Source organism: Pseudarthrobacter sp. IC2-21 (genome assembly GCF_034048115.1).
Classification (GTDB): domain Bacteria; phylum Actinomycetota; class Actinomycetes; order Actinomycetales; family Micrococcaceae; genus Arthrobacter; species Arthrobacter naphthalenicus.
Window position 1 is genome coordinate 498,566 of sequence record NZ_CP139145.1, and the last position, 26,050, is coordinate 524,615.

20 protein-coding genes and 1 pseudogene are annotated in these 26,050 nt (G+C 65.0%); 18 read left to right on the forward strand and 3 right to left on the reverse strand.

The genetic code is table 11. From position 1 onward, the window contains the following. The first annotated feature begins 28 nt into the window (after positions 1 to 28). Positions 29 to 808, forward strand: a complete 780-nt coding sequence (locus SBP01_RS02370) for an enoyl-CoA hydratase (protein ID WP_275214039.1) — start codon at positions 29 to 31, stop codon at positions 806 to 808. 2 nt (positions 809 to 810) lie between these two features. Here SBP01_RS02370 and SBP01_RS02375 read toward each other — a convergent pair whose 3' ends face one another. The 3 genes from SBP01_RS02375 to SBP01_RS02385 all read right to left on the reverse strand — a co-directional run bounded on the left by SBP01_RS02375 (position 811) and on the right by SBP01_RS02385 (position 3,340). Then, positions 811 to 1,317 (reverse strand): MarR family winged helix-turn-helix transcriptional regulator, encoded by a 507-nt coding sequence (locus tag SBP01_RS02375; RefSeq protein ID WP_275214040.1) that lies wholly within the window; start codon positions 1,315 to 1,317, stop codon positions 811 to 813. Between the two features lie 92 nt (positions 1,318 to 1,409). Next, positions 1,410 to 2,231: an ammonia-dependent NAD(+) synthetase gene (gene nadE / locus SBP01_RS02380; RefSeq protein WP_275214041.1), complete on the reverse strand. Its 822-nt coding sequence runs from the start codon at positions 2,229 to 2,231 to the stop codon at positions 1,410 to 1,412. A gap of 92 nt (positions 2,232 to 2,323) precedes the next feature. Next, positions 2,324 to 3,340: a LacI family DNA-binding transcriptional regulator gene (locus SBP01_RS02385; protein WP_320538409.1), complete on the reverse strand. Its 1,017-nt coding sequence runs from the start codon at positions 3,338 to 3,340 to the stop codon at positions 2,324 to 2,326. 215 nt (positions 3,341 to 3,555) lie between these two features. Between SBP01_RS02385 and SBP01_RS02390 the strand changes: the two genes are divergently transcribed. The 17 genes and pseudogenes from SBP01_RS02390 to SBP01_RS02470 all read left to right on the forward strand — a co-directional run. Further along, the gene (locus SBP01_RS02390) at positions 3,556 to 4,416 is read left to right on the forward strand and encodes a sugar phosphate isomerase/epimerase family protein (RefSeq protein ID WP_320537361.1); all 861 of its coding nucleotides are present in this window, start codon (positions 3,556 to 3,558) and stop codon (positions 4,414 to 4,416) included. Further along, positions 4,413 to 5,426 carry a Gfo/Idh/MocA family oxidoreductase gene (locus tag SBP01_RS02395; protein WP_320537362.1) on the forward strand — a complete coding sequence of 338 codons (1,014 nt, stop codon included), beginning with the start codon at positions 4,413 to 4,415 and terminating at the stop codon, positions 5,424 to 5,426. Before SBP01_RS02390 ends, SBP01_RS02395 begins: the two co-directional genes overlap by 4 nt. Positions 5,427 to 5,643: 217 nt before the next feature. Continuing rightward, positions 5,644 to 7,170, forward strand: a complete 1,527-nt coding sequence (locus SBP01_RS02400; RefSeq protein WP_320537363.1) for an ABC transporter substrate-binding protein — start codon at positions 5,644 to 5,646, stop codon at positions 7,168 to 7,170. A 102-nt stretch (positions 7,171 to 7,272) separates the two neighbouring features. Further along, on the forward strand, positions 7,273 to 8,214 hold the full coding sequence (locus tag SBP01_RS02405; protein WP_320537364.1) for an ABC transporter permease: 942 nt from the start codon (positions 7,273 to 7,275) through the stop codon (positions 8,212 to 8,214). Continuing rightward, the gene (locus SBP01_RS02410) at positions 8,211 to 10,076 is read left to right on the forward strand and encodes a dipeptide/oligopeptide/nickel ABC transporter permease/ATP-binding protein (protein ID WP_320537365.1); all 1,866 of its coding nucleotides are present in this window, start codon (positions 8,211 to 8,213) and stop codon (positions 10,074 to 10,076) included. The genes SBP01_RS02405 and SBP01_RS02410 overlap by 4 nt, the downstream gene beginning before the upstream one ends. Further along, entirely contained in the window at positions 10,073 to 10,978 is a 906-nt protein-coding gene (locus tag SBP01_RS02415; protein ID WP_320537366.1) for an ATP-binding cassette domain-containing protein, read from the forward strand. Before SBP01_RS02410 ends, SBP01_RS02415 begins: the two co-directional genes overlap by 4 nt. 49 nt (positions 10,979 to 11,027) lie before the next feature. Continuing rightward, complete coding sequence (locus SBP01_RS02420) at positions 11,028 to 11,897, forward strand: sugar phosphate isomerase/epimerase family protein (RefSeq protein WP_275214048.1); 870 nt, start codon at positions 11,028 to 11,030, stop codon at positions 11,895 to 11,897. Between the two features lie 43 nt (positions 11,898 to 11,940). Continuing rightward, the gene (locus tag SBP01_RS02425) at positions 11,941 to 13,107 is read left to right on the forward strand and encodes a Gfo/Idh/MocA family oxidoreductase (protein WP_320537367.1); all 1,167 of its coding nucleotides are present in this window, start codon (positions 11,941 to 11,943) and stop codon (positions 13,105 to 13,107) included. Positions 13,108 to 13,214: 107 nt separating this feature from the next. After that, positions 13,215 to 14,273, forward strand: a complete 1,059-nt coding sequence (locus SBP01_RS02430; protein ID WP_320537368.1) for a LacI family DNA-binding transcriptional regulator — start codon at positions 13,215 to 13,217, stop codon at positions 14,271 to 14,273. An 84-nt stretch (positions 14,274 to 14,357) separates the two neighbouring features. After that, positions 14,358 to 15,764: a glucuronate isomerase gene (uxaC, locus tag SBP01_RS02435; RefSeq protein ID WP_320537369.1), complete on the forward strand. Its 1,407-nt coding sequence runs from the start codon at positions 14,358 to 14,360 to the stop codon at positions 15,762 to 15,764. 92 nt (positions 15,765 to 15,856) lie between these two features. Then, positions 15,857 to 17,230: a mannitol dehydrogenase family protein gene (locus tag SBP01_RS02440; RefSeq protein WP_320538410.1), complete on the forward strand. Its 1,374-nt coding sequence runs from the start codon at positions 15,857 to 15,859 to the stop codon at positions 17,228 to 17,230. Between the two features lie 274 nt (positions 17,231 to 17,504). Further along, complete coding sequence (gene uidB / locus SBP01_RS02445; protein WP_320537370.1) at positions 17,505 to 18,923, forward strand: glucuronide transporter; 1,419 nt, start codon at positions 17,505 to 17,507, stop codon at positions 18,921 to 18,923. Positions 18,924 to 18,967: 44 nt separating this feature from the next. Next, positions 18,968 to 20,197, forward strand: a complete 1,230-nt coding sequence (manD, locus tag SBP01_RS02450; RefSeq protein WP_275214053.1) for a D-mannonate dehydratase ManD — start codon at positions 18,968 to 18,970, stop codon at positions 20,195 to 20,197. Between the two features lie 7 nt (positions 20,198 to 20,204). Then, positions 20,205 to 22,574 (forward strand): gluconokinase, GntK/IdnK-type, encoded by a 2,370-nt coding sequence (locus SBP01_RS02455; RefSeq protein ID WP_320538411.1) that lies wholly within the window; start codon positions 20,205 to 20,207, stop codon positions 22,572 to 22,574. Between the two features lie 146 nt (positions 22,575 to 22,720). Next, complete coding sequence (locus SBP01_RS02460) at positions 22,721 to 23,443, forward strand: TetR/AcrR family transcriptional regulator (protein ID WP_320537372.1); 723 nt, start codon at positions 22,721 to 22,723, stop codon at positions 23,441 to 23,443. Positions 23,444 to 23,507: 64 nt separating this feature from the next. Continuing rightward, positions 23,508 to 24,713, forward strand: coding sequence for an acyl-CoA desaturase (locus SBP01_RS02465; protein ID WP_320537373.1), 1,206 nt, complete (start codon positions 23,508 to 23,510; stop codon positions 24,711 to 24,713). 204 nt (positions 24,714 to 24,917) lie between these two features. Further along, positions 24,918 to 26,033, forward strand: a pseudogene (locus SBP01_RS02470) (FAD-dependent oxidoreductase); the annotation flags it as partial. Positions 26,034 to 26,050: the final 17 nt, after the last annotated feature.

Consider the following 26,050-nt stretch of genomic DNA (forward strand, 5'->3'; position numbering starts at 1 on the left):
TTCATTGACGGAACCAAAGGGGCACAGGTTGGCGCAGCAGTTCGAGAACATTCTGGTGGAACACCGCGGCCGGGTGGGTCTGGTGACCCTGAACCGTCCGCAGGCGCTTAACGCGCTGAACAAGGCCACGATGGAGGAGGTTGTGGCCGCCGTCACCGCCATGGACGCCGATCCCGCCGTGGGGGCGGTGGTGATTACGGGCTCGGAGAAGGCCTTCGCCGCAGGGGCGGACATCAAGGAAATGTCCTCGAAGGGCTACGTGGACATGTACGCCGAAGACTGGTTCCGGGAATGGGAAAGCCTCACCCGGCTGCGCATTCCGGTCGTGGCGGCGGTGTCCGGCTTCGCCCTGGGCGGCGGCTGCGAACTGGCGATGATGTGCGACATCATCATCGCCGGCGACAACGCGAAATTCGGCCAGCCTGAAATCAACCTCGGCGTCATCCCCGGGATGGGCGGTTCGCAGCGGCTGACCCATGCGGTGGGCAAGGCCAAAGCCATGGACATGGTCCTCACCGGACGGATGATGGACGCCGCCGAGGCAGAGCGTGCCGGACTGGTTTCACGCGTGGTGCCGGCAGCGTCCGTGGTGGAGGAAGCGGTAAAAGCCGCCGAGGTGATTGCGTCCAAGTCCAAGCCGGCAGCAATGCTGGCCAAGGAAGCCGTGAATGCCGCCTTTGAGCTGGGCCTCACGCAGGGTGTGCTGTTTGAGCGCCGGATGTTCCACTCGCTGTTCGCCACGGAGGACCAGAAGGAAGGCATGGCGGCGTTCAGCGAAAAGCGCCAGCCGGAGTTCAAACACCGCTGAAATCAGTCCGTGAAGTCGCCGGCGGCTTTACGGAAGTTGCCCAGCACGCGGAGCAGGTGGTCCACGTCGTCGTCCGCGAACCCGGACTTGCCGAAGACCTCGGCGTTGAGCGCCGCCGTCGCCCGTTTGGCCAGGGTGCGGCCTGCCGCGGTGAGCTCGATCAGCGTGGTCCGTCCGTCCGTGGGATGCGGGGACCGCGCCACCAGGCCGGCCTGCTCCAAACGGTCGACGGCGTTGGTCACCGAGGTGGGATGTACCTGCAGCAGGGCGCTGGCTTTGTTCATGGGCAGCGCGCCGCTGCGGGCGAAGCTCAGGAGCGCGAGCAGTTCATAGCGTGCGAACGTCAGTCCGAACGGCTTGAGTACCGTCTCGATCCGGCCCAGGAGGATCTGCTGGGTCCGCATAATGGCGGTGATGGCTGCCATGGGTGCGGCCACATCGCCCCAGCCGTGGCGTTCCCAGTTCTGCCGGGCCTCGGCGATGGGATCGCGGGGGAGCGGGCTGCCCACGGTACCTCCTGACATTGCTGGGCCTACGGCCGCGTCATGTGTCTCACCAGCAATATACTAGGACTTCCAAGGGTATGGAAGGTGCCGCGGGGCTACTTCCACCAGGTGTCGAAGATGGTGACCGGGACGGTGCGCTTGTGCCGGGTCCGCAGGTACTTCTGTTCAATCAGTTCGGCCGCGGCTTCCGGGATCTCCCGGCCCTCAAGGTAATCGTCAATCTGGTCGTAGGAGATACCCAGTTCGTCCTCGTCGGTGCGGCCCGGCTTGTCGTCGAGAAGGTCCGCCGTCGGCACCTTCTCCCAGACCCGGGCGGGGGCGCCCAGCTCAGCCAGGAGTTCGCGGTTCTGGCGTTTGTTCAGGCCGAACAGGGGCAGGATGTCCGCGCCGCCGTCGCCGTACTTGGTGAAGAACCCCGTGACGGACTCGGCGCCGTGATCCGTGCCGATCACCAAGTAATTGTGTTCGCCGGCGAGGGCGTACTGGGCGATCATGCGGGTCCGCGCCTTGGTGTTTCCTTTGTGGAAGTCCGATATCTCGGAGCCCACGGTCTTCTCGAATTCGTCCTCGAAGCCATCCACCGCGGCGGAGATGTTAAAGGTCCACTCTGTTTTGGGCTGGATGAAGTCCAGGGCCGCCTGCGCATCGTCTTCATCGTGCTGGACGCCGTACGGCAGACGGACCGCGACGAAGTTCGCCTCCACACCCTCAGCCTCAAGCTCCTCCACGGCCAGCTGGGCCAGCCGCCCGGCGAGGGACGAATCCAGCCCGCCCGAGATGCCCAGCACAAAGCCCTTTGTCTGGGTTGCCCGGAGGTACTCCTTCAGGAAATCCACCCGCTTGCGCACCTCCCCGGCAGGATCGATCCGGGGCTGCACGCCCATTTCTTCAATGATGGTGGCCTGGAGTTCGCGCATGTGATCCAGCCTAGTCAGCGGTGTCAACAACGCTCAACTGTGTCCCTGCGTCGGTGGCGTGTCGCAGGGCCGGCCTTCCGGGGATCACGGGGTTACAGAGGCTGCGGCGCCGGTCCGGTGGAGCCGCGCACCGTGAGGTGGGTGGGCATCAGGGAACGGCTGCGGCTGCCGCCGCCGGCCAAAGGGTTCAGCTGGGCCAGCAGCATGGACACGGAGACGCGGCCTGCCTGCTCGATCGGGGAGGCCATGGTGGTCAGCGGCGGATTGCAGAAGTCTGCCCCGAAGATGTCATCACAGCCCACCACGCTCATGTCTTCGGGCACGCGGATGCCGCGTTCACGCAGCCGCTGGAGCATGCCGATGGCAATGAGGTCGTTGAAGGCGATGCACGCCGTGACCCCCGAGTGCACCGCGGCGTCGGCAGCTGCAGCACCCGATTGGGTCTTGGGGGCAAAGGGACCGAGCCGGCGCACTTCAACCCCGCGGTCCTTGGCCGCAGTGGCGAGCGCATTCCAGCGCAAGGTACTCGACTGTGACGTGAGGGGGCCGGCCATGTAGGCAATGCGGGTATGGCCGAGCGAGATGAGGTGGTCCAGGGCCTGGCTGGTGGCCGAGGGCGTGTCAATGACCACCGCCGGCACCCCCGCCACATCCCGGTTGATGGTAACGATGGGAATCTTCGCGGCGGCCGCCAGCAGCGCCTCGTCACTGAGCCTTGATGCCGTCACGATGATGCCGTCGGCACTCTTGCGCAGCTGCTCCATGCTGCTGGCTTCAACCTCGTCGGACTCCTCGGTATCCACCAGCAGCTGGGTGTAGCCCGCCGCTTTGAGTTGAAGCTGGGTGCCCCTGATCAGGTCGAAGTAGAACGGATTGGTGATGTCCGGTACCAGGACGCCCACGGCGCCCGTCCGTCCCGAGCTCAGGGCTTTCGCCTGGCTGTTGGGAGTGTAGTTCAGCTCCGCGGCCGCCGCTTCGATGCGTGCGCGGGTACGGATGTTGACCCGGTCCGGGGTGGAAAGTGCGCGTGAAACAGTGGACGCGGCCACTCCGCACATGGCGGCGATGTCATGAATGGTGGCAGGACGCTCTGTTCCGGCTGTTTGCATCGCCATGGCGTTCCTCTCTGAACGGGACAATACGGGCACTGTGACCATAGCCACAGCCCTGATGCTCCTAGATTGCCACAGGATGTCAACATTTGGCAATCGGTTGTCATCGAATGTGCCGGTGTCTAGACTTAGTGCAGAAACTTTGTGAACCAAGTCACCCGCGCCGGCGCGGCTCCAAGCTGTCCGGCCGTGGCAAACCTAAGGAGATCCCCGTGTCCGCACCATCCAGCGCAGCATCACCCACCGCCTGGCAGCTCTCCGGCTTCGGCGACGAAGTGGATCCCGATCCGGCGGTCCAGGCCGCAGTCATGCTGGCCCTGGGCGCCAGCCATATTGAGGTCCGCAGCGCCTGGGGCGTGAACGTCTCCGAACTCACGCCGGAGCAGGTGACCGAACTCAAGGGAATCCTCGACGCCAAGGGACTGAAGGTGTCCGCGGTGGCCAGCCCCATCGGCAAGGTGGACATCAGCCTGCCCGTGGAGCACGAGGTGGAGCGCCTGCGCCAGATCATCTCCGTGGCCAGGGGCCTGGACACCAAATACATCCGCATCTTCTCCTTCTACCGGGGTGAAACCCAGACGCCGGAAGAGATCCGCGACGACGTCATCACCCGCATGCGGGCCCTCGCCGCCGAAGCCGAAAGCGCCGGCGTCGTCCTCCTGCACGAGAACGAAAAGGACATCTACGGCGACACGCCGGAGCGCGTCCTGGACATCATGGAATCGGTGGGTTCCCCGGCCCTGCGTGTCGCGTGGGACAACGCCAACTTCGTCCAGGTGGGCGTCCGCCCGTACACCGACGGTTACGCCATGCTCCGCCCCTACCTTGAGTACCTGCAGGTCAAGGACGCCGTCATGGCCACGGGCGAGGTTGTGCCCTCCGGCGAAGGTGACGGGGAACTGGACGCCACCATCGCCGCCCTCAAGGAAGACGGGTACACGGGCTTCGCCTCGCTGGAGCCGCACCTGGCCATCCAGCATGAGCTGGGCGGCTTCTCCGGACCGGTTGCCTTCGGCGTCGCCGCACGCGCCTTCGCCACCCTCGCGGCCAAGAACGGAATCGAACTTTCGTGACGGCACTCAAGGCTGCGGTCATCGGCTGCGGGGACGTTTCCGCGGTTCACCTTGAGGCCATAACAAAGCTCGACGGCGTCCGGCTGGCGGCCGTGTGCGACACCGACCCCGGCCGTCTCGCCGCCGCCGTGGCCGCCCACGGCGTGCCGGGATTCTCCGACCACGCCAGCCTCATTGAGGCCGTGGGGCCGGACGTTGTGCACATCACCACCCCGCACAACACGCATGCCGCGATTGCAGCGGACTGCCTCGGCCGGGGCGTCAACGTCATTGTGGAGAAGCCGCTGGCACACACCCTTGAAGAGGGGCGCCGGCTGGTGGCGGCTGCCAAGGCGAGCGACGCCAAGATTGCCGTCTGCTTCCAGAACCGCTACAACGCCACCGCCCAGGCCATGCACGCCCTGCTCTCCTCCGGTGAGCTTGGCGCGGTAGTGGGCGCTTCGGCCACCGTGATGTGGCACCGCGACGCCGACTACTACCGCAGCCGGCCCTGGCGCGGCACCTGGGCGGGCGGCGGCGGCGGCCTCATGATGAACCAGGCCATCCACACCGTGGACCTGCTGCAGTGGCTGGTGGGCGATGTCGTCTCCCTGTCCGGCCATGCGGCCACGAGGTTCCTGGGCGACACCATTGAAGTGGAGGACACGGCGGAATTCGTGGCAGAGCATGCCAACGGCGTCCGCAGTGCCTTCTATGCCACGCTGGCCAACGCCGTGAACGCGCCCGTCACGCTGGATATCGTCACGGAAAAAGCCACACTCAGCCTGCGCGGGGACCTGACCGTCTCCCACGCGGACGGCCGCGTTGACGTGGTGCCCGAGCGTGTGGTGGAGTCCGGCGGACGTGCCTATTGGGGCGTTTCGCACGAGCTCCTCATCGCCGACTTCTACAGCAGGCTCGGTGAAGCGGGGCACTTCTGGATAGACCCGGAAGAGGCAGAAAAGTCCCTGCGGATCGTCAAGGAAATCTACCGGCAGAGCTATCCGGACGCCCTGGATGAGGTCTCCTAACGGGCGGTCCCGGCAGCTGCACCGTATTCAGGGCAACCGATTGTAGGTTGCCTTTACGCGCATCCTGACTCCTTAAATTTCCAATTGTGCAACATTAGTGACAATCGGTTGCCAAACGTGGCAATCATGCGTACTCTGAATCTCGCAAGGTCGGTGTGGTCCAGGCCACACCGATCGGATTCGTCTCTCTCACGTTCCACAGATTCAGGAGCCAACAATGAAGTTAGGTCCCAAGGCGGCAGCAGCCGCTCTTATCGTCAGTGCAGCACTGGCGCTGACCGCCTGCGGAGGCGGCGCCACGGGCGCCAACCCGGCCGCAGCCAAGACGACCACCCTTACGCTGGGCACCGTCCAGGAAATCCGTTCCTGGGACCCGGCCCAGGCTCACGTGGGCCACATTCTCCAGCCTTACCAGGCAGCGTATGACTCCCTGCTCCTGAGGCAGCCGGACGGCAAGCTGAGCCCCATGCTGGCCACCGCGTGGAAGTACAACGACACCAACACCAAGCTCACCCTGGACCTCCGCACGGACGTGACGTTCAGCGATGGAGCCAAGTTCGACGCCGAAGCCGCCAAAGCCAACCTGGACCACTTCAAGACGGCCAACGGCCCGCAGATGGCCCAGCTGACCGCGGTCACCGGCGTCACGGTGGTTGATGCCGACACGATCGAGCTCAACCTCACCACCCCGGACCCCTCGCTGGAGTTCTACCTGAGCCAGGCTGCCGGCCTGATGGGCAGCCCCAAGGCCCTCGGCACCGAAGCCATTAAGACCGAACCAGTGGGCTCCGGCCCCTACGTCATGGACAAGGCCGCCACGGTCAAGGACTCCCAGTCCGTGTTCACCGCACGCAAGGATTACTGGAACAAGGACCTCCAGAAGTTCCAGAAAGTCACCTTCAAGACCCTGACCGACCTGACTGCCCGCACCAACGCCCTCGTCTCGGGCCAGGTGGATGCCACACTGCTGGACCCCAAGACGGGCAAGCAGGCCGAGGGCGCCAAGATGACCCTCGCCGCGAACCAGGTCGACTGGCAGGGACTGCTGCTGATGGACCGCGACGGTGCCAAAAACGCCCCGCTCGGCAACGTGAAGGTCCGCCAGGCCATCAACTACGCGTTCGACCGCAAGACCATCCTTGAGCAGGTCCTGCTGGGCCAGGGCACACCAACCTCGCAGCCTTTCGGCAAGGAAAGCGGAGCCTGGACCGAGGAACTTGAAAACTACTACTCCTACGATCCGGCCAAGGCCAAGCAGCTCCTGAAGGAAGCAGGCTACGAAACCGGAGTGACGCTCGAAGTCCCCTCGGTTCCGGGCTTCGAAACCCAGCTCGCGGTCGTCAAGCAGCAGTTGGCTGACGTTGGGATCACGCTGAACGTAGGCTCTGCCCTTACCAACACCTTCACCTCGGACATCGCAGCACAGAAGTTCACCACCATGTACTTCTCGCTCTTCCAGGGCGAGCCGTGGGTGGCCATCAACCAGATCGTCTCCACCAAGGCGCTGTACAACGCGTTCAAGAACACCACCCCTGAACTGCAGGCCAAGATCGATGCCGTCCAGACCGGCGGCAAGGACGCGGGCAAGCTGGCCCAGGAAGTCAACAAGTACGTGGTGGAGCAGGCCTGGTTCGCACCCATGTTCCGCGTGAACCAGATGTATTACCACAACTCCAAGGTCACGGTGACGCCTCAGATTCAGCAGGCCGTTCCCTCGATCTACAACTACGCTCCCGCCTTTTAGCAGCGGGCCAGCAGCCTCAAACCGGCGCAGGTCCGGCGGTCCGCTTCACGGCGGGCCGCCGGACCGGGCACTCAATACCATGCCTGTTCAATGGAGCCAGCAATGATCCCCTTCATCCTCAAACGCCTCGGCAGCGGAGTCGTAGTGCTGCTTGCCGTCTCGATCCTCACCTTTTCCCTGCTCTACGTATCGAGCGGCAGCATCGCACGGAACATCCTGGGCGACCAGGCCACACCCGAGCAGCTGGCCGTCAAGGAAGCCGAGTTGGGGCTTGACCAGCCCATCATCACGCGTTACATCAGCTGGCTCACGGACGCCCTGGGCGGCAACCTGGGTGCCTCCTGGTTCACTTCCGAACCCGTTGCCAATGCCCTGGCCACCCGCATTCCCGTGACCATGACCATGGTGGTGGTGGCCATGATCCTCATCTCCATCATCGCTACCCTCATTGGCGTGGCCGCGGCCGTCAAGCGGGGATGGGTGGACCGTGTGGTCCAGATCGGTGCCATCATCGGCGACTCGATCCCCGGGTTCGTCATCGGCATCATCCTGGTGACCATCCTGGCCATCCAGATGGGCCTGTTCCCCGCCACCAGCACCATTGCACCCGGCGTGGACGCATCCGCCTGGGTGTTGTCGCTGACCCTTCCGGTGATCGCCCTGCTCATCAACGGCGTTACCGGCGGTGCGCAGCAGATCCGCAGCGCCGTCATTAAGCAGCTCGAACGGGACTACGTCCGCACCCTGCGCAGCCGCGGCATCGGCGAGCGGGAGGTCCTGTTCAAGCACGTGCTCCGCAGCGCCGCTCCTGCCGGGCTGACCGTGCTGAGCCTCCAACTGATCGGCATGCTTGGTGGCGTCGTCATCCTCGAGTCGATCTTTGCCCTGCCCGGCATGGGCCCCATGGCTGTCACCGCTACTATCCAGAGCGACCAGCCGGTGGTCATGGGCGTCGTTATGTACACCGTCGCCGTGGTGATTGTGGTCAACCTGATTGTTGACCTGCTCAACGGCTGGCTCAACCCGAAGGTGCGTGTCTCGTGACCGAGTCCGTCGAAACCTCAGCCCTCACGCCGCCCCCAGGCAGTCCCGTACCAGGAACGTCCGGTCAGACCGGCACCGTGGTCCGGTCCTCAGCCTTCAAACGCATCCTGAAGAACCCCTTGGGTGTGGTTGCCCTGGTCATCCTGCTGGGCGTGATCCTGCTCGCAGCGTTCGCAAATGTGCTCGCGCCGTTCGACCAGAACTTCGCCAATATCTCCAAAACACTGGCCGCCCCCGACGGGGTCAACATCCTCGGTACGGACAGCTCCGGCCGCGACGTCTGGAGCCGGCTCCTTTACGGAGCCCAGCTAACGCTCCTTTCGGCGCTTCTGTGCGCCGCCGTCGCCATCCTGATCGGCCTGCCCGCCGGCCTCGTGGCCGGCTACTATGCCGGAAAGTTCGAAGCGGTGGCCAACTGGATCGTGGGCATCCTGATGAGCCTTCCCGGCTTGATCGTGCTGATGACCATCCGTTCCGCCTTTGGCCCGTCGGTTTGGATTGCCATGATCGCTTTCGGCGTCCTGATCAGCCCGTCGTACTTCCGCCTGGTGCGCTCCGCAGTGCAGTCGGTACGCAACGAGCTTTATGTTGACGCAGCCCGCGTCTCCGGCCTTTCCGACGTCCGGATCATCAGCCGCCACATCTTCTCCGTGGTCCGTGCTCCGATCATCATCCAGACCGCAGCCATCACCGGCGTTGCCATTGCCATCCAGTCCGCGCTGGAATTCCTGGGGCTGGGCGACCCGGCCAAGGCCACTTGGGGAGTGATGCTGAGCGAAGGCTTCAAAAACGTCTACCTCACCCCGTCCCTGCTCTTCTGGCCAGCTTTCGCCATGGCCCTGACCATCGGAGCCCTGGTCCTGCTCGGCAACGCAGTCCGCGATGCCCTTGAAGACGGCGAGAAGATCAGGCACCGCAGGAAGAAAACGTACGCGGCCCGGGACGCGGCTGCCGCCAGCGCCGCCAAGGCAGCACGCAAGACCGTTGCCGCCGTCGAGTCCGGCACGGAACACCACCTGGTCAAGGTGACCAACCTGGGCGTCGGCTATCCGCAGGCCGACGGTTCGATCAAGAAGGTGGTGGACGACGTTTCGTTCCACGTTGACCGCGGTGAAATCCTCGGCATCGTGGGCGAGTCCGGTTCGGGCAAGTCCCAGACCGCCTTCTCGATCCTGGGCCTGCTGCCGGACACTGCACGGATCGTGGCCGGTGCCATCCAGTTCGATGGCCAGTACACGGTGGCGCCGGGGGAGGACAAAGTCAACCAGAGCCGGCTGTCCAAGCTGCGCGGCAAGCGGATTTCGTACATTCCGCAGGAACCGATGAGCAACCTGGATCCGGCCTTCACCATCGGCTACCAACTGGTCACCCCCATGGTGCGGGTCCTCGGAATTTCCAAGGCGGAAGCGACCACCCGTGTCATGAAGCTGCTCTCGGACGTTGGCATCGTCAACCCCGAGCGGACGTTCAAGGCCTACCCCCACGAGGTCTCCGGCGGCATGGCCCAGCGCGTCCTGATCGCCGGTGCCATCAGCTGCGAACCGGACCTCATCATCGCGGACGAGCCCACCACTGCCCTGGACGTGACGGTGCAGGCCGATGTGCTGGACCTCATCCGCGACCTCCAGCGCCGCCTTGGCGTCGGCGTCATCCTGGTGACCCACAACTTCGGTGTGGTGGCTGACCTGTGCGACCGCGTGGTGGTCATGCAGAACGGACGCCTGGTGGAGGAAGGCCCCGTACGGGAGATCCTGCGCGAACCGAAGGAACGCTACACCCAGACGCTGCTGGCTTCCATGCTCGAAGGCAAGGAACCGATGACCATGCTGGTGCCCTCAATGGCAAAGGAGAACGTGCTGTGACCGAAACTGTAGCCCTCAATGCCGCGGAGTCGGTCCCGGCACGCGACGGACTCCTGCGCGTGGAAAACCTGGTGGTGGATTATGCGGGCAAGGGCTTCCGGGCCCGGAAGTTCCGCGCCCTGACGGACATCAACATTCATATCGGCCAGGGTGAGACCCTGGGCCTGGTGGGGGAGTCCGGTTCGGGCAAAACCACCCTCGGCCGCGCGGTCCTGGGCCTGGCCCCGGTCAGCGGGGGCAGGATCACCTTCGAGGGCAAGGACATCAGCCATGCCAGCCGGAAGGAGCGCCGCGTCCTGAGCCGGGACATGCAGGTGGTCTTCCAGGACCCCTACACCTCGCTGAACCCGGCCCTGGAGATCGGCGAGATCCTCGCCGAGCCCCTGGGCGTGCAGGGCATGGAAGGCACAGCGGCCAGGAAGCGTGTGCAGGAACTGCTGGACCAGGTTGGCCTGCCCTCGGACGCCATCCACCGCCTGCCGCGCGAATTCAGCGGCGGCCAGCGCCAGCGCGTAGCGATTGCCCGTGCACTGGCGCTGTCTCCCAAGCTCATCGTCTGCGACGAACCGGTCAGTGCACTGGACCTTTCCACGCAGGCCCGCGTCCTGGATCTCTTCCTGCAGATCCAGAAGGACACCGGCGTTTCCTACCTGTTTGTCTCCCACGACCTTGACGTGGTCCGCCACATCAGCCACCGTGTGGCCGTGATGTACCGTGGAGAGATCGTGGAGCAGGGGCCGGCAGAGGTTGTCACACGCAGCCCCGAGCACCCCTACACGCAGCGACTGCTCCTCGCCTCCCCGGTGCCGGATCCGGACCGCCAGGAGAAGCGCCGCGCTGACCGCCACCGCCTGCTCGAAGAACAGCGGCAGCAGGCCGAACAGGCCGGCGTCCCCGCCTAGGCCGTCCCGCAACCAACTCAACAGCAGCAAACAACAATGGAGGGCTAACATGGCCACATCAGCCAAAATTGGCGTACAGGCAATGATGCTGAAGGACAGCTTCGCCGAAGCCGGGGCATTCGAAACGCTCCGCAAGGTCAGCGAAATCGGCTACAACGCCGTCGAGATCTCCCAGATCCCGATGACGCCGGAGAACGTGGCTGAGCTGGACCGGTCCCGCACCGAACTGGGCATGGACATCGCGGCACTGTCCGTGGCCATGGAGACCCCCAAGGGACGCCCGGGCGACTCGCTGGCGGAGCACTTCGACAAGATCGTTGAGGACGCCAAGCGGCTGGACTCCAAACTGCTGCGGATCGGCATGCTGCCGTTCTCGGCCATGACCTCAATCGGGGCGGTGGTTGACTTCGCCAAACAGGCCAACGACTACGCCGAACGCCTTCAGGAGCAGGGCCTGGGCCTGTATTACCACAACCACCACATCGAGTTCGCGAAGTTCGACGGCAAGTACATGCTGGACATCATCGCCGAGAACTCCCCGGCCATGGGCATGGAAATTGACGTGCACTGGGTCCAGCGCGGCGGCCTCGACCCGGTCCGCACCCTGGAAAAGTACGCCGGCCGCACGGCGATGGTGCACCTTAAGGACTACCGGATCGGGGTCATGCCGGAGTCCGCACTGGGGCTCCTGGATGCCGGGGATTTCGCCGGCTTTATGACCGAGTTCAAGAACGTTGTCCAGTTCGCCGAAGTAGGCGAGGGCAACCTTGACTTTGCCGCCATCATCCCGGCCGCCCAGGCCGCCGGTGCCGAGTACCTCCTGGTGGAACAGGACGAGCTCTACGGCCGCACCGTCTGGGAAGCGCTGCAGACCTCCTACGACAACCTCGTTGCGCTGGGCCAGTCCGAACTCTTCTAACCCCGTCCCCGACGACGCACCACAGAAAACGGAGATTCAATTCATGAGCAAGAAAGTACGCCTCGGCATCATCGGCCTGGGCCAGCAGGGCGGCGCCTACGCCAAGTTCATCACGGACGGACTGGTCCCCAACATGGAGATCGGCGCCATCTGCGACATCGACCCGGCCAAGAAGGAACTGGCCGCCGCCTCCTACCCGGAAGTGCCCTTCTACGAGGACTACATCACCATGCTGGAAAGCGGTGACGTGGACGCCGTCGTCACCTGCGTTCCGCACTTCCTGCACCCTGAGATGGGCATCGAGACGCTCAAGCGCAACATCCACGCCCTGGTGGAGAAGCCGGCCGGCGTGTACACCAAGCAGGTCAAGGAACTCAACGAGTTCGCTGCCACCAAGCCGGAGCTGACGTTCGGCATCATGTTCAACCAGCGCAACAACCCGCTGTACCAGAAGCTCAAGGAGATCGTGGCGAACGGCGAGATCGGCAAGATCCGCCGCACCAACTGGATCATCACCACCTGGTGGCGGCCGCAGGGCTACTACAACTCCAGTGCGTGGCGTGCAACGTGGGGAGGCGAGGGCGGCGGCGTCCTGGTCAACCAGGCACCGCACCAGCTGGACCTGTGGCAGTGGATCTGCGGCGTGCCCAAGTCGGTTTACGCGAAGGTGGCGTTCGGCTTCCGGCGCGACATCGCCGTCGAGGATGAAGTGACGGCAGTGGTGGACTACGGCGACGGCGCCACCGGCGTTTTCGTCACGGCCACACACGATCTGACCGGCACGGACCGCTTCGAAATCCTGGGTGACCAGGGCAAGATCGTGGTCGAAAACAGCAAGACGGCCACCGTCACCCGGCTGCACAAGCCCGAGCGCGAGCTCAGCGAAGGCATGGACATGGAAGATGTCCGCAAGCTCTTTATGGGCGAGCTGAACCCGGAGCAGTACTACACCACCGAGGTCATCGAGTTTGAGTCCGCCTGGGGTGCCCAGCACTCCGGCGTGCTGGAGAACTTCGCCGCCAACATCCTGGACGGAACCCCCCTGCTGGCCCCGGGCTCGGACGGCATCAACGGTGTGCGGCTGGCCAACGCCATCCACCTCTCCGCCTGGACCGGCAAGGAAGTGGGACTGGACTTCGACGAAAACGAGTTCCTCGCGGAGCTCAACAAGCGCATCGCCGAAGAGGGCAAATTCCCGCAGCGCGCCTGACGCCGGGCTGAACAGCGGCACTTCGCGGCGGCTGCGTCCCGTTTTGGAACCTCAAAACGGGCCGCAGCCGCCGTCGCGTTAAGCGCTTTCATCGCTAAGATGGGCCGGTGACTGAACCCAAGACCCCGGATGCCGGCACCGCTGCCGGCGCGGCCAAAAAACACGGCCGGGACGGAAAATCCAACGCAACGATTTACGACATCGCGAGGATTGCCGGCGTCAACGCCTCCACGGTTTCACGGGCACTCAGCAAGCCTGGCCGGGTGAGTCCCAAAACTCAGAAGCTGATCGAGGATGCGGCCGCCGAGCTGAACTACCACGTGAACCCGTTTGCCCGCGCCCTTCCCACCGGGAAGACAAACACCTTCGGCCTGATCGTCGCGGACATCACCAACCCCACCTTCTTCGACATTATCCGCGGCGCGGAAACCACCGCGACGGACCGTGACTACACCCTGGTGCTTGCCGAATCGGCCGAGTCCCCGGCAACGGAACTGACCGCCGCCCGCCGTCTGATGGCCACCGTGGACGGCCTCATCCTGGCGAGCCCCCGCATGGACGACGACAATATCCGAGCCCTGGCCCGGGACAAGCCGGTAGTGGTCATCAACCGCGAAGTGGAGGGTGTGCCGTGCGTGGTGCCGGACGTGCACAAGGGGCTCAGTGAGGCGGTCCGCAGCCTTGCCGGGAACGGCCACCACAGGATCGCCTACGTTGCGGGGCCGCCGGAGTCCTGGATGTCCGAGCGGCGCTGGGAAGGCGTGCAGGCGGCCAGCGAATGGTCCCGGCTCGAGGCAGTCCGGCTGGAATCCACCAAACCAACGGTCGACGGCGGCCGGCAGACGGCGCGTGATGTCCGCGCCAGCGGTGCCACGGCGGTGCTGACATACAACGATCTTCTGGCGATTGGCCTCATGCAGGAACTCCAGGCCGCCGGGATATCGGTGCCGGACCAGATCAGCATCGTTGGCTTCGATGACATCTTCGGTGCGGACTTCACGACGCCGCCACTGACCACCGTGCGTTCGCCGCTGGGGGAGTGCGGCGCCGGCGCCGCCACCCGCCTCCTGGATCTGCTGCACGGAACCGGCGAACCGGCCGGCACCCTGAGTGTGGAGACGGAGCTTGTCCTCCGCGGTTCGAGCGGACGGATCCTGTCTGCCTGACCACCCGAGGGCGGCTGCAAGCTTCACTTGGCAATTTTTGGCAACCGGTTGACAAAAGCGGGGACCAGGCCGGATTATTGACCTATGTCACAGTCGATTGCTGCCAACCCAGACAGGCTCCTGCCCGCGGATCCAGGAACGCGCAGCATCGCGCGCGACCTTCTTCAGCGCGTCCAGGACCTCCCCATCATCTCCCCGCACGGCCACGTTGACGCTGCTGTCATCGAAAACAACACCCCCTTTCCTGATCCGGCGGCGCTGCTGGTCAGCCCGGACCACTACGTCACCCGGCTGATCCACGCCAGCGGCGTCCCCCTGGACATGCTCCGCGCGGGCGGAACCAGCACGCCCGAATCAAGGGATATCTGGCGCACCTTCGTTGCAGCCTGGCCGCTTTTCGAGGGCACGGCGTCCGGCTACTGGCTGCGCACCCAGTTCGACAGCGTCTTCAAGCTGGGCGCAGACCTGGGCGAGATGTCCGCTGACGCAAGCTATGACGCCATTGCCGCCAAGCTGGTTGAGCCCGGGTTCCGTCCGCGCCAGCTTTTCAAGGACTTCAACATCGAGGTCCTGGCCACCACCGACGATCCACTGGATAACCTGGCCAGCCATAAAGCGATCGCCGAGGACCCGACCTTCGCCGGCCGGGTCCTGCCGACGTTCCGCCCGGACCAGTACCTGAACATCGCGCACCCCGCCTGGGGCGCCAACGTGGACCGGCTGATCGACGCCGCCGGCGACGGCGCCACCGGCTACAGCGCCTATATCACGGCCCTGGAGAACCGCCGTCGGTACTTCGTGGAGCACGGCGCCGTCTCCGCCGACCACGGCGTGGCCACCCCCGCCACGCTGAAGCTGGACCGTGCCGAGGCTGAGCGGATCTTCGAACTCGCCCGGGCCGGGAAGGCCACTGCTGAGGACCGCAACACCTTCGAAGCCCACATGATGTACGAGATGGGCCGCATGTCGGTGGAGGACGGGCTGATCATGACCATCCACCCGGGCTCCTTCCGCAACCACCACACGCCCACGTTCGAGGCTTTCGGCGCCGACACCGGCCATGACATCCCATACGCCGTGAACTACACCGAGGCCATCCGCCCGCTGCTGCAGGACTTCGGCACGGCGAAGGACTTCCACCTGGTGCTGTTCACGCTGGACGAGACCGTGTTCTCCCGCGAACTCGCGCCCCTGGCGGGTTTCTACCCGTCCGTCTACCTTGGTGCACCGTGGTGGTTCCTGGACGCTCCCGATGCGATGCTGCGCTTCCGCTCCGCCGTCACGGAGACCACCGGGTTCTCCCGCTCCTCCGGCTTCATCGATGACACCCGCGCCTTCTGCTCCATCCCCGCCCGCCACGACGCATCCCGCCGGATCGAAGCCGCTTTCCTGGCCCGGCTCGTGGCCGAGCACCGTGTCAGTGAGGACCGTGCCCACGAAATTATCGTGGATATCGTCGATTCGTCCCCGCGAAGGGTATTCAAGCTGTGACTACCGAACAGACCAGTCCCGACCAGACCAGCCCCGACCACGGCAGCCCCGACCAGGTCAGTTCAGCCGCCGGGTCGAAAGACCTTCCGCGGCTGAACCGGACCCTCCACGCGGCCCCCAAGCCGCCGGTCCGGATCGTCCACCTCGGGCTCGGCGCCTTCCACCGCTCGCACCAGACCTGGTTCACCAGCCAGGCCGGCGATGCCGCGGAGTGGGGCATCGCGGCCTTCACGGGACGCCGCCCGGACGCCGCCCTGGCACTTGCCGAGCAGGACGGACTCTTCACGCTGGTGGAGCGCGCTGACAGCGGCGACTCGTTCGCCGTCGTCGGAAGCATTGCCGAAGCGGTGGACGGCGCGGACGTGCCGCGGCTCGCCGAACTGGTTGCAGCACCCGCTACCGCCATGGTCACGCTGACCGTCACCGAAGCCGCGTACCGGCTCGGTGCCGACGGGCAGCTTGATGTCAACGCGTCCGACGTCGCGGCGGACCTTGAGCTGCTGAAGTCAGGCACCGGAAACCCGTCGACGCCGCTGGGCCGGTTGGTCTTTGCCCTCGCCGCCCGCCGGGCTGCCGGAACCGGACCCATGGCGGTGGTCTGCTGTGACAACCTCGCCAACAACGGCACCGTTGCCCACAACGCCGTGACCGGCCTCGCCGCTGCCTGGGACGCGGACCTCGCCGCCTGGATTGAGGCGAACGTCAGCTTTGTCAGCACGTCGGTGGACCGCATCACGCCGCGCACCACGGAAGCCGACATCGCCGCCGTCGAGGCCGCATGCGGGTACCACGACAACTCGCCGGTTGTTGCCGAACCTTTCACCAACTGGGTGCTCAGCGGGGACTTCCCGGCCGGGCGGCCGCGCTGGGAAGATGCCGGCGCGGTGTTCGTGGACCACATCGAGCCTTTCGAGAACCGCAAGCTGTGGCTCCTGAACGGCGCCCATTCCCTGCTGGCATACGCCGGTCAGCTCCGCGGCCACACCACCGTGGCCGAAGCCCTGGCCGACGCGGAGTGCCGAAAGGCCGTGGAAAGCTTCTGGGATGAGGCCGAAGCCAACCTGTCCGGCGCGGCAGCCGCCGGCACCGACCTGCAGATTCCGGCCTACCGCGACGCCCTGCTGGCCCGGTTCAGCAATGCACGGATCGCCCACCACCTGGCCCAGATCGCGATGGACGGCAGTACCAAACTCCGGATGCGGGCGGTGCCGGTGCTGCTGGCCGAGCGCGCCCAGGGACGAACCGGAGCTGCTGCCGCACTGATGATTGCCGCCTGGATGGACTTCAGCGCCGCAGCCGAGGCGTTCCATGATCCGCTCGCGGCCGAGGTCTCGGCGGCCAACACGCTCGAAGGCGCCGAACGGGTTGGGGCCCTGCTGGCGCTCATTGATCCGGCCCTGGCTGCCGATGAGGCCGTGGTGGAGCTCGTTGCCGGCCTGCTCGGAACATTCACCGCAGGCTCCTAGCCGGGAGTCCAACAGAATTGCTCTGCCCGGTCCGGAGTTACGGACCGGGCAGAGCTGTTTCTGCTGACCTGCAGTTTCATGAACTTTCAACAGAAATTTATGGCAACCGCTTGCCATTTGATTGCCAAGTGATTAGGATTACAACAACGAGTTACAGGCGGCGGCACTGCCGTCCCCCGTGGATTTCCGGTTGAGGCATGGCCGAGGGTTCACCGCTGCATAGCATTTCAAAATTCGCCGGCCCCCAAGGCGGCAAGGGTAAAGGAGCCCAATCATGAAAAAGCTAAACAAGCTCAGCATTGTCGGCTATGGCGCCGGTGATGCCGCAAACAACCTCGCCTTCACTACGGCCACCATGTTCCTGCTCGTGTATTACACGGATGTCGCCGGTATCTCCGCAGCGGCCGCCGGAACCCTGCTGCTTGTAGTCCGTTTGTTTGACGCCTTCGCTGACGTTTTCGCCGGCCGGATCGTGGACCGGACCTACAGCAAGCGCTTCGGCAAGTTCCGCCCCTTCATCATGTTCGGCTCCATTCCGCTGCTCCTGCTGAGCATGGCAGTCTTCTCCGTCCCGCAGATCGGTGAATCCGGCGCCCTGCTGTACGCGTATGTCACCTACGCCGCCCTTGGCCTGGCCTACAGCCTCGTAAACATTCCCTACGGTTCGCTGGCGGGCGCCATGACCCAGGATCCGGGTGAGCGCGCCAAACTCGGCTCGGCCCGCATGGTGGGTGCCCTGCTGGTCAGTTCCGGCCTGGGCATCTTCGTGGCACCGCTGATCAAGCCCGGCGCCGACCTCCAGACCACGTTCACCACCATCACCCTGGTCTTTGTCGTGATCGGTACGGCGCTTTACTTCTTCACGGCACTGACCGCCAAGGAACGCGTCCACCGCGAGGTCCCCAACGTGACCCTCAAGCAGAGCCTGGACACGCTCAAGACCAACAAGCCCCTGCTGATGCTGTGCCTGAGCTCCTTCTTCTTCCTCACCGGCTACCTGGCCCTCACGTCCGTGCAGCTGTACTACCTGCGCGACGTCCTGGGCCGGCTGGACCTTTACCCCGTCCTGTCGATCATTCAGCTGGCCCTGACCTTCGTGCTCGCCGCGTTCATGCCCAAACTGGTCCGCAATGTCGGCAAGAAGCGCGTCTACATCTACTCCTCGCTCATCAGCGTGGCAGGCGGCGCGATCATCTTCTTCACCCCGGCCAGCCAGGTCTGGATCGGCTTCAGCGGCCTGGTCATCAGCGTGGTGGGCGTCCTGGCGGTCAACATCGTGGTCTGGGCCCTGGAAGCGGACACCGTGGAATACGGCGAATGGAAGACCGGCGTCCGCACGGAGGGCATCACCTACGCACTGTTCTCCTTCACCCGCAAGTCCGGCCAGGCCGTGGGTGGCGCCCTCGCCGCCTACGCCCTCGCTTTGGGCGGCTACAAGTCCGGCGGCGCGACGCAGACTGCCGATGCAGTGTTCGGTATCCAGATTGCTGCCGGTGCGCTCCCGGCCGTATTGACTATCCTTGCGGTACTGGTCATGACCAAGTACACCCTCACTGACGCCAAGCACGCGGAAATCCTCCAGGAAATCCAGTCCCGCCGCACCAAAACGGCATATGCCGGCACTCCGGCCGACGCCGGCCAGCCGGCCGATGCTGCCACCCCAGCCCACGCCGGCACGCCCGCCGGCCGATAACTCCACCCACGACCAACTACCTGTTGTCCCCGAAAGGATCTGCCGTGAAAATCATTGCCGCTGAGGTGTTCGTGACAAGCCCGTCGCGTAACTTCGTGACCCTGCGCATCACAACGGACGATGGAGTCACCGGCATCGGTGACGCCACGCTGAACGGCCGCGAACTGGCCGTCGCCGCCTACCTCAAGGAGCATGTTGCGCAGCTGCTGATCGGCAAGGATCCGCACAAGATCGAGGACACCTGGCAGTTCCTGTACCGCAGCTCGTACTGGCGCCGCGGCCCGGTCACCATGGCGGCCATCGCCGCCGTGGACATGGCCCTGTGGGACATTAAGGGCAAGATGGCCAACATGCCCGTCTACCAGCTCCTCGGCGGTGCCTCACGCAACGGCCTGCGCGCCTACGGCCACGCATCCGGCTCGGACATCGAGTCGCTGTTCGACTCCGTCCGCGAGCACCTGGAACTGGGTTACAAGTCCGTCCGCATCCAGACCGCCGTCCCCGGCATCAAGGCCGTCTACGGTGTTGCTGCGCAGGCACAAGCCTCAGGTGAACGCTACGACTACGAGCCGGCCGGCCGCGGTGCCTTCCCGGTGGAAGAGGACTGGGACACCCGCGCCTACCTGCGCCACCTGCCCACCGTTTTCGAAGCCGTGCGCAACGAGTTCGGCGCGGAACTGCCGCTCCTGCACGACGGCCACCACCGCATGACCCCCATCCAGGCCGCCAAGCTCGGCAAGGCCCTGGAACCGTACGACCTCTTCTGGCTTGAGGACTGCACCCCGGCCGAAAACCAGGAGGCCCTTCGCCTGGTCCGCCAGCACACCACCACTCCGCTGGCCATCGGTGAAATCTTCAACACCGTGTATGACTACCAGACCATCATCAAGGAACAGCTGATTGACTACGTGCGCGCAGCCTCCACCCACTTCGGCGGCATCTCCCCGCTGAAGAAGGTCATGGACTTCGCGGCCCAGTACCAGATCAAGTCAGGCTTCCACGGCCCCACGGACATCTCCCCGGTGGGCTTCGCGGCCCAGCTCCACGTGGGCCTGGCCATCCACAACTACGGCATCCAGGAATACATGCAGCACTCGGACAAGACCAACGAGGTCTTCGAACAGTCCATGACATTCGTTGACGGCTACCTGCACCCGGGCGACAAGCCCGGCATCGGCGTCGAATTCAACGAGGAAGCCGCAGCGGCCTACCCGTACCAGCAGGCCTACCTGCCGTACAACCGCCTGGTTGACGGCACTGTCCATGACTGGTGAGGCACCCATGGTGATCAGCAACAACACCGCCCCTGCCCCCGAAGGCAGGCAGGGCCCGCGCGTCATCGTCATGGGCGTCTCCGGCTGCGGCAAGACCACCATCGGCGACCTTGTGGCCCGTGAACTGGGGGTGCCATTCCTGGACGGCGACTCCCTGCACCCGGTGGAGAATGTCGCCAAGATGGCCGCCGGCACCCCGCTGACCGACGAGGACAGGTGGCCGTGGCTCGCCACGGTGGGTTCGGAACTGGCGGCCGCCGGCAGCGGCGGACTGGTCCTGGCCTGCTCGGCCCTGCGCCGCAGCTACCGGGACGCCATCCGCGCCGAGGCGCCGGACACGATCTTCCTCCACCTGCACGGCAGCAAAGAGGTCCTGAAAGCCCGCACTGAAGGCCGTTCCGGGCACTTCATGCCGCCTGCCCTGCTCGAATCACAGCTCGCCACCCTCGAACCGCTGGAAGCGGACGAGGTGGGCGTTGTGGTGGACATCGCCGGCCCGGTGACCCAGGTGATGGCCGACGCGCTGGCGGGAATCGCCACCGCAGCGAAGGCAGCCAGCGGCAGCCCCGCCGTCGGGAGCCCGGCAGGTACCTCCGGGAGCGGTACCCCCGGTGCCGCCGGCACCCAGGGGCGCCAGTTCGACGTCGACCTTAAGGCCGCGCCGTTCAACCTCGATGACGCTGCGGTTGAGTGGGTGAACAGCACCCTGGAATCCATGACGCTTGAGGAGAAGATCGGCCAGCTCTTCATCAACCACAACAACGACTACTCCCCGGAGTACCTCGACGGTGTGCTGGAGAACTACCACGTGGGCGGCATGCGTTACCGGCCCGGCCCCTCGGGCGCCGTCCAGGAACACATCCGCTACGCGCAGTCCAAGTCCAAAGTGCCGCTGCTGGTGGCGTCCAACCCGGAAATGGGTGGCGCCGGAAGCTGCGATGACGGCACGTTTGTGTCCACGCACCTGCAGGCCGGATCGCACCCGGACAAGTCCATCGCACGCAAGATGGGACAGGTGGCCGGGGTTGAGACTGCCGCCCTGGGCTGCAACTGGGCTTTCGCGCCGATTGTGGACATCCACTACAACTGGCGGAACACGGTCATTTCGACCCGGTCGTTCGGCAACACCCCGGAAATCGTGGTGGAGCGCGCCAAGGAGTACTTCGACGGCATCACTGAGTCACCCACCGCCTGCGCCATGAAGCACTTCCCCGGCGACGGTGTGGACGAGCGCGATCAGCACGTGGTTACGTCCTACAACACCTTCGGCTATGAGGAGTGGAACAAAACCTACGGGCACGTGTACCGGGAGATGATCGGGCACGGCGTGCAGTCGATCATGATCGGCCACATCGGCGCGCCCGGGCTGTCCCGGCACTTCCGTCCGGGCATGGCGGACAAGGACATCAAGCCCGCCACGCTGGCCCCGGAACTGCTGCAGGACCTGCTCCGCGGCGAGCTCGGCTTCAACGGGCTGATCCTGACGGATGCCTCGCAGATGATCGGGCTGACCCAGGCCATGAAGCGCAAGGACCTGGTCCCTGCCACCATCGCCGCGGGGTGTGACATGTTCCTGTTCTTCCGCAACCCGGCGGAGGATTTCCAGTACATGCTGGAGGGCTACAAGTCCGGCATCATCACCGAGCAGCGCCTGCACGACGCCCTGCGCCGCATCCTGGCGCTGAAGGCCTCGCTGGGACTGCACCGCAAGGAACGCAGCGAACTGGTTCCGCCGGTGGAGGCCCTGGCCGGGATCGGCAGCGCGGCACACCGTGCCGTTGCCGCCGAGGTGGCGGACAAGACCGTCACCCTCGTCAAGGACACCGCGAACAACCTGCCCATCACGCCGGAAACGCACAAACGGATCCGCCTCTACGGCATCTCCGGTGACTCGGACTTTACCCGGGCTGACCCGTTGGCCTACCTGGACAAGGTCAAGGTTGAGCTGGAGAAAGCCGGCTTCGAGGTGCACCTGTTCAAGACCGCAGCCCAGCGCGAAGCCGCGGGGGAGACAGGCATCAACTTCATGACCGTCATCTCCGAGGAAGCCACAGGGGATTACGCGGACAAGTATGACGCCGCGTTCATCTTTGCCAACGTCAAGGGCTTCGCCCAGGAAGCGGCTATCCGCATCAAGTGGTCCACCCCCATGGCGGCCGAGATCCCGTGGTACGTCACCGAGGTTCCCACTGTGCTGGTATCGCTGAACCAGCCCAACCACCTCATCGATGTGCCGATGGTCAAGACCGCCATCCACACGCACGCCGATTCCGTGGAGGCCATCCGGGCCACGATCGAAAAGATCATGGGCAGGTCCGAGTTCCAGGGGACGTTCAATGAGAACGTCTTCTGCGATTCCTTCGACACCCGGCTCTGACCCAACGGGCTTCCGTACTGGAGGAAACGCAAATGGCCTGGCGCTGCGCGGACACGCGCAGGGCCAGGCCATTTCCGCATCACCTGCCATTTGCCTCCCCGCAGACTACTGCACACATGTGCTGTAAATGTCTTTAGAATGGGTTTATGGCACAGCATGGACGCAGTCACGCCCGCATGACCAGGAGGGGATCGACCGATCCCCGGGCCATCACATCGCAGCGCCGTCTAGTCGAAGCGCTGACGGCGGTCGTTAAGGCGGAAGGCTTCGGCGCCGCGTCCGTGACCCGCATCGCGCGCGACGCGGGACTCAGCCGGAGCGGGTTCTACGAGCAGTTCGCCAGCGTCGACGAGCTCGCATTGTTCATCCTTGACGACCTGATCCTCGAGATTGGTGCCCTCGACCTTGAGGCCCGGACCGTGCGCGGCGCCAAGGGACAAGCTGTCTCCGAGTTCGCCCTCGAACTCATTCTCCAGTCAGTCTTCGAGCACGGGGAGCTGTACGAGCACCTGCTGCTCTCCGAGGGCGCCGGCGGCACAGTAGCGAGAGCCATCAACGGGTTCGCCCGGGGCGCCCGTCCGATCATTGCGATCTCCCAACCGCAGTGGCCGGAAGCGAGAATTGACCTCATGGCGAGCTCGATCGGCGGGCTAATCGTGAGTGGGGTGATGCACGCCTTCAGCACCGGCCAGCCCTCCACCGCCCACGATCTGGCGCGCGAACTCGTGAGCTTCATGCCGCCCTGGCTCTTCTACGCGGACGACAGGGCCGCAACCACAGACAGCGAGCAGCCAACGTCTTCTTCGCTTCGGGCCAGCCATTCCGGTGATGCGGGCCCCGGCGAGGTCCATGCGGACCGGACCAACTAATCCAGACGCGCGTTTCGGCAACTGCCGGACCCCGTGAACCTCGACCTCTGAGGAGTACCAGTACATGACGATCATTACCAACAGGCCTGATGTTTCCGGGGACGGTGCAGTGCCGAACGATGCCCCCACGAAGAAGGCGCCCGCTGCGGCGAAAATCCGGCCCGGCGCCCTCGCCAAGTCCGGCGGCCCCACGCGGAGGCCGCCGTCCGCGGCGCACCTCTCTGACGAGCAGGTCGCCGAGCTGGGCCGGGAACTCGACGCCATCCGCGACAACATCCTGGCCAAACGTGGCGCTGCGGATGCCGCCTACATCCGGCGCATGATCAAGATCCAGCGCGGACTGGAGATCTCGGGCCGCGCGGCACTGCTGGTCAGCAAGAACAAGGCAGCCTGGGTCACCGGCACCACCTTCCTGAGCCTGGCCAAGATCCTGGAAAACATGGAACTTGGCCACAACATCCTGCACGGGCAATGGGACTGGATGCGGGACCCGGACATCCACTCCACCACGTGGGAATGGGACTTCGTCACCCCCTCGCGCGCCTGGCAGAACACCCACAACGACTCGCACCACCGCTGGACCAATGTCGTGGGCAAAGACAACGACGTCGGATTCAACCTCCTCCGCATGGACGAGAACCAGCCGTGGACGCCCTACAACCTGGGCAACCCGCTCTACAACGCACTCCTGGCCCCCGTCTTCGAATGGGGCATCGCCATCTACGACCTTGAGCTGACCGAATTCAAGGAAGGCAGGAAGACCAAGGAAGCCCTCTTCAAGGACCTCAAAGCACTGGGCCGCAAGGTGGTCACCCAGTTCACCAAGGATTACGCGGCCACGCCCGCCGTTGCCACGCTCACGGGCTCCGGCAAACAGGCCCTCTACGGCACCCTGACAGCCAACGCCGTCCGTAACCTCTGGGCGCACGCCGTGATTTTCTGCGGCCACTTCCCCGAGGGCACGGACACCTTTACCGAAGACATGGTGGAAGGTGAAACCCGGGGCGACTGGTACGTCCGCCAGATGATCGGCTCGGCCAACATCTCCGGCTCCAAGTTCATGCACCTGATGACCGGCAACCTCTCGCACCAGATCGAACACCACCTCTTCCCGGACCTGCCCTCCAACCGGTACGCCGAGATCGCGCCACAGGTCCGCGAAATCTGCCAGCGCTACGGCCTGATTTACACCACCGGCCCCATCTGGAAGCAGGTCGGCTCTACCTGGGCGAAGGTCTGCAAGCTCGCACTGCCGCCGCGGAAAGCCTGACTGAGAAAGACACTGCGGTGAGACTCAAGCCTGTCTGGACACGAATGCGTGCCAGGGCGACAGGTCGGGGCGTTGCCGCCCACACCTAAGGACGGCTCGACAAAACGGCACCTGGGGCCCATACCCAGCGCGGGCTCCCAGGCGTAGCGTTAGGGCATGGAGCGAACCGGGTGCGCTGTTGTGGGCGGAGGCCCGGCAGGCATGATGCTGGGACTCCTGCTGGCCCGGGCCGGCGTGAACGTCACGGTCCTGGAAAAGCACGGCGACTTCCTGCGGGACTTCCGCGGTGACACCGTCCACGCCTCCACTATCCGGCTGATCGACGAACTGGGACTCGGCGACGGATTCCGCAAACTTCCGCAGAGCCGGCTGAACACTGTTGCCCTGCCTGTCCCGGGCGCCGGTCTTCTCACTTTCGGCGACTTCGCGTCCCTCAAGCCCCCGTACAACTACATCGCCATGATGCCGCAATGGGACTTCCTGAACTTCCTGGCCCGCGCGGCTGCGCGCGAACCGACCTTCACCCTGCTGATGGAGCATGAGGCGGTATCACTGACCTTCGACGGCGGCCGCGTCACCGGTGTCCGCTACCGGACAGGTGATGGCGGTGAAGGGACACTGTCCGCGGATCTGGTGGTGGGCGCCGACGGCCGGCATTCGGTGGTCCGGCAAGATGCCGGGCTGCAGCCGAAGGAGTACCCGGTGCCGTTCGATACGTGGTGGTTCAGGCTTCCCCGCTTTGCCTCCGAGAAAGGCGAGGTGGCCGGCATCGTGCCCGCATTCCGGGACAGGGAGGCCATGATTGCCCTGTTCCGTGACGACTATTACCAGATGGGATACCTCGGCCCGAAGGGCATGGACGCGCAAATCCGGGCTGAGGGCGTGGAGCGGTTCAGGGAGCGGGTTGCCGCCCTGCGTCCCGACCTCGCCGACCGGGTCGATGCGATCCGTTCGGTGGAGGACCTGCACTGGCTGGATGTGCGGCTGGACCGGCTGAAGCGCTGGTACGTGGAGGGGCTGCTGTGCATCGGGGACGCCGCGCACGCCATGTCGCCGGCCGGGGGTGTGGGCATCAATCTTGCCATCCAGGATGCCGTCGCGGCGGCGGCCAGGCTGGCTCCGGCGCTGCTCCGGGGGCGCGTGCCGGTGAAGGACCTGGCTGCGGTGCAGCGGCGGCGGAGGATGCCCACCGTTGTTGTTCAGAGCGTCCAACGCCTCATGCACCGGACGGTGTTCGTTCCGCTGTTCGCCGGGAAACGCACCGGGGTGCCGCCGTTCGTGCTGTTTGTGGTCCGGCATGTTTCAGTGGCGCGGCGACTCATGCCCCGGATGATCGC

Bases quoted from the DNA above. Each gene is read 5' to 3' on its own strand.
- nadE (WP_275214041.1), bottom strand. From the start codon at position 2,231: ATGCGCGAACTCCAGGCCACCATCATTGAAGAAATGGGCGTGCAGCCC.
- SBP01_RS02385 (WP_320538409.1), bottom strand. From the start codon at position 3,340: ATGCAAACAGCCGGAACAGAGCGTCCTGCCACCATTCATGACATCGCC.
- SBP01_RS02400 (WP_320537363.1), top strand. From the start codon at position 5,644: ATGAAGTTAGGTCCCAAGGCGGCAGCAGCCGCTCTTATCGTCAGTGCA.
- SBP01_RS02405 (WP_320537364.1), top strand. From the start codon at position 7,273: ATGATCCCCTTCATCCTCAAACGCCTCGGCAGCGGAGTCGTAGTGCTG.
- SBP01_RS02420 (WP_275214048.1), top strand. From the start codon at position 11,028: ATGGCCACATCAGCCAAAATTGGCGTACAGGCAATGATGCTGAAGGAC.
- SBP01_RS02425 (WP_320537367.1), top strand. From the start codon at position 11,941: ATGAGCAAGAAAGTACGCCTCGGCATCATCGGCCTGGGCCAGCAGGGC.
- uxaC (WP_320537369.1), top strand. From the start codon at position 14,358: ATGTCACAGTCGATTGCTGCCAACCCAGACAGGCTCCTGCCCGCGGAT.
- uidB (WP_320537370.1), top strand. From the start codon at position 17,505: ATGAAAAAGCTAAACAAGCTCAGCATTGTCGGCTATGGCGCCGGTGAT.
- SBP01_RS02455 (WP_320538411.1), top strand. From the start codon at position 20,205: ATGGTGATCAGCAACAACACCGCCCCTGCCCCCGAAGGCAGGCAGGGC.
- SBP01_RS02460 (WP_320537372.1), top strand. From the start codon at position 22,721: ATGGCACAGCATGGACGCAGTCACGCCCGCATGACCAGGAGGGGATCG.
- SBP01_RS02465 (WP_320537373.1), top strand. From the start codon at position 23,508: ATGACGATCATTACCAACAGGCCTGATGTTTCCGGGGACGGTGCAGTG.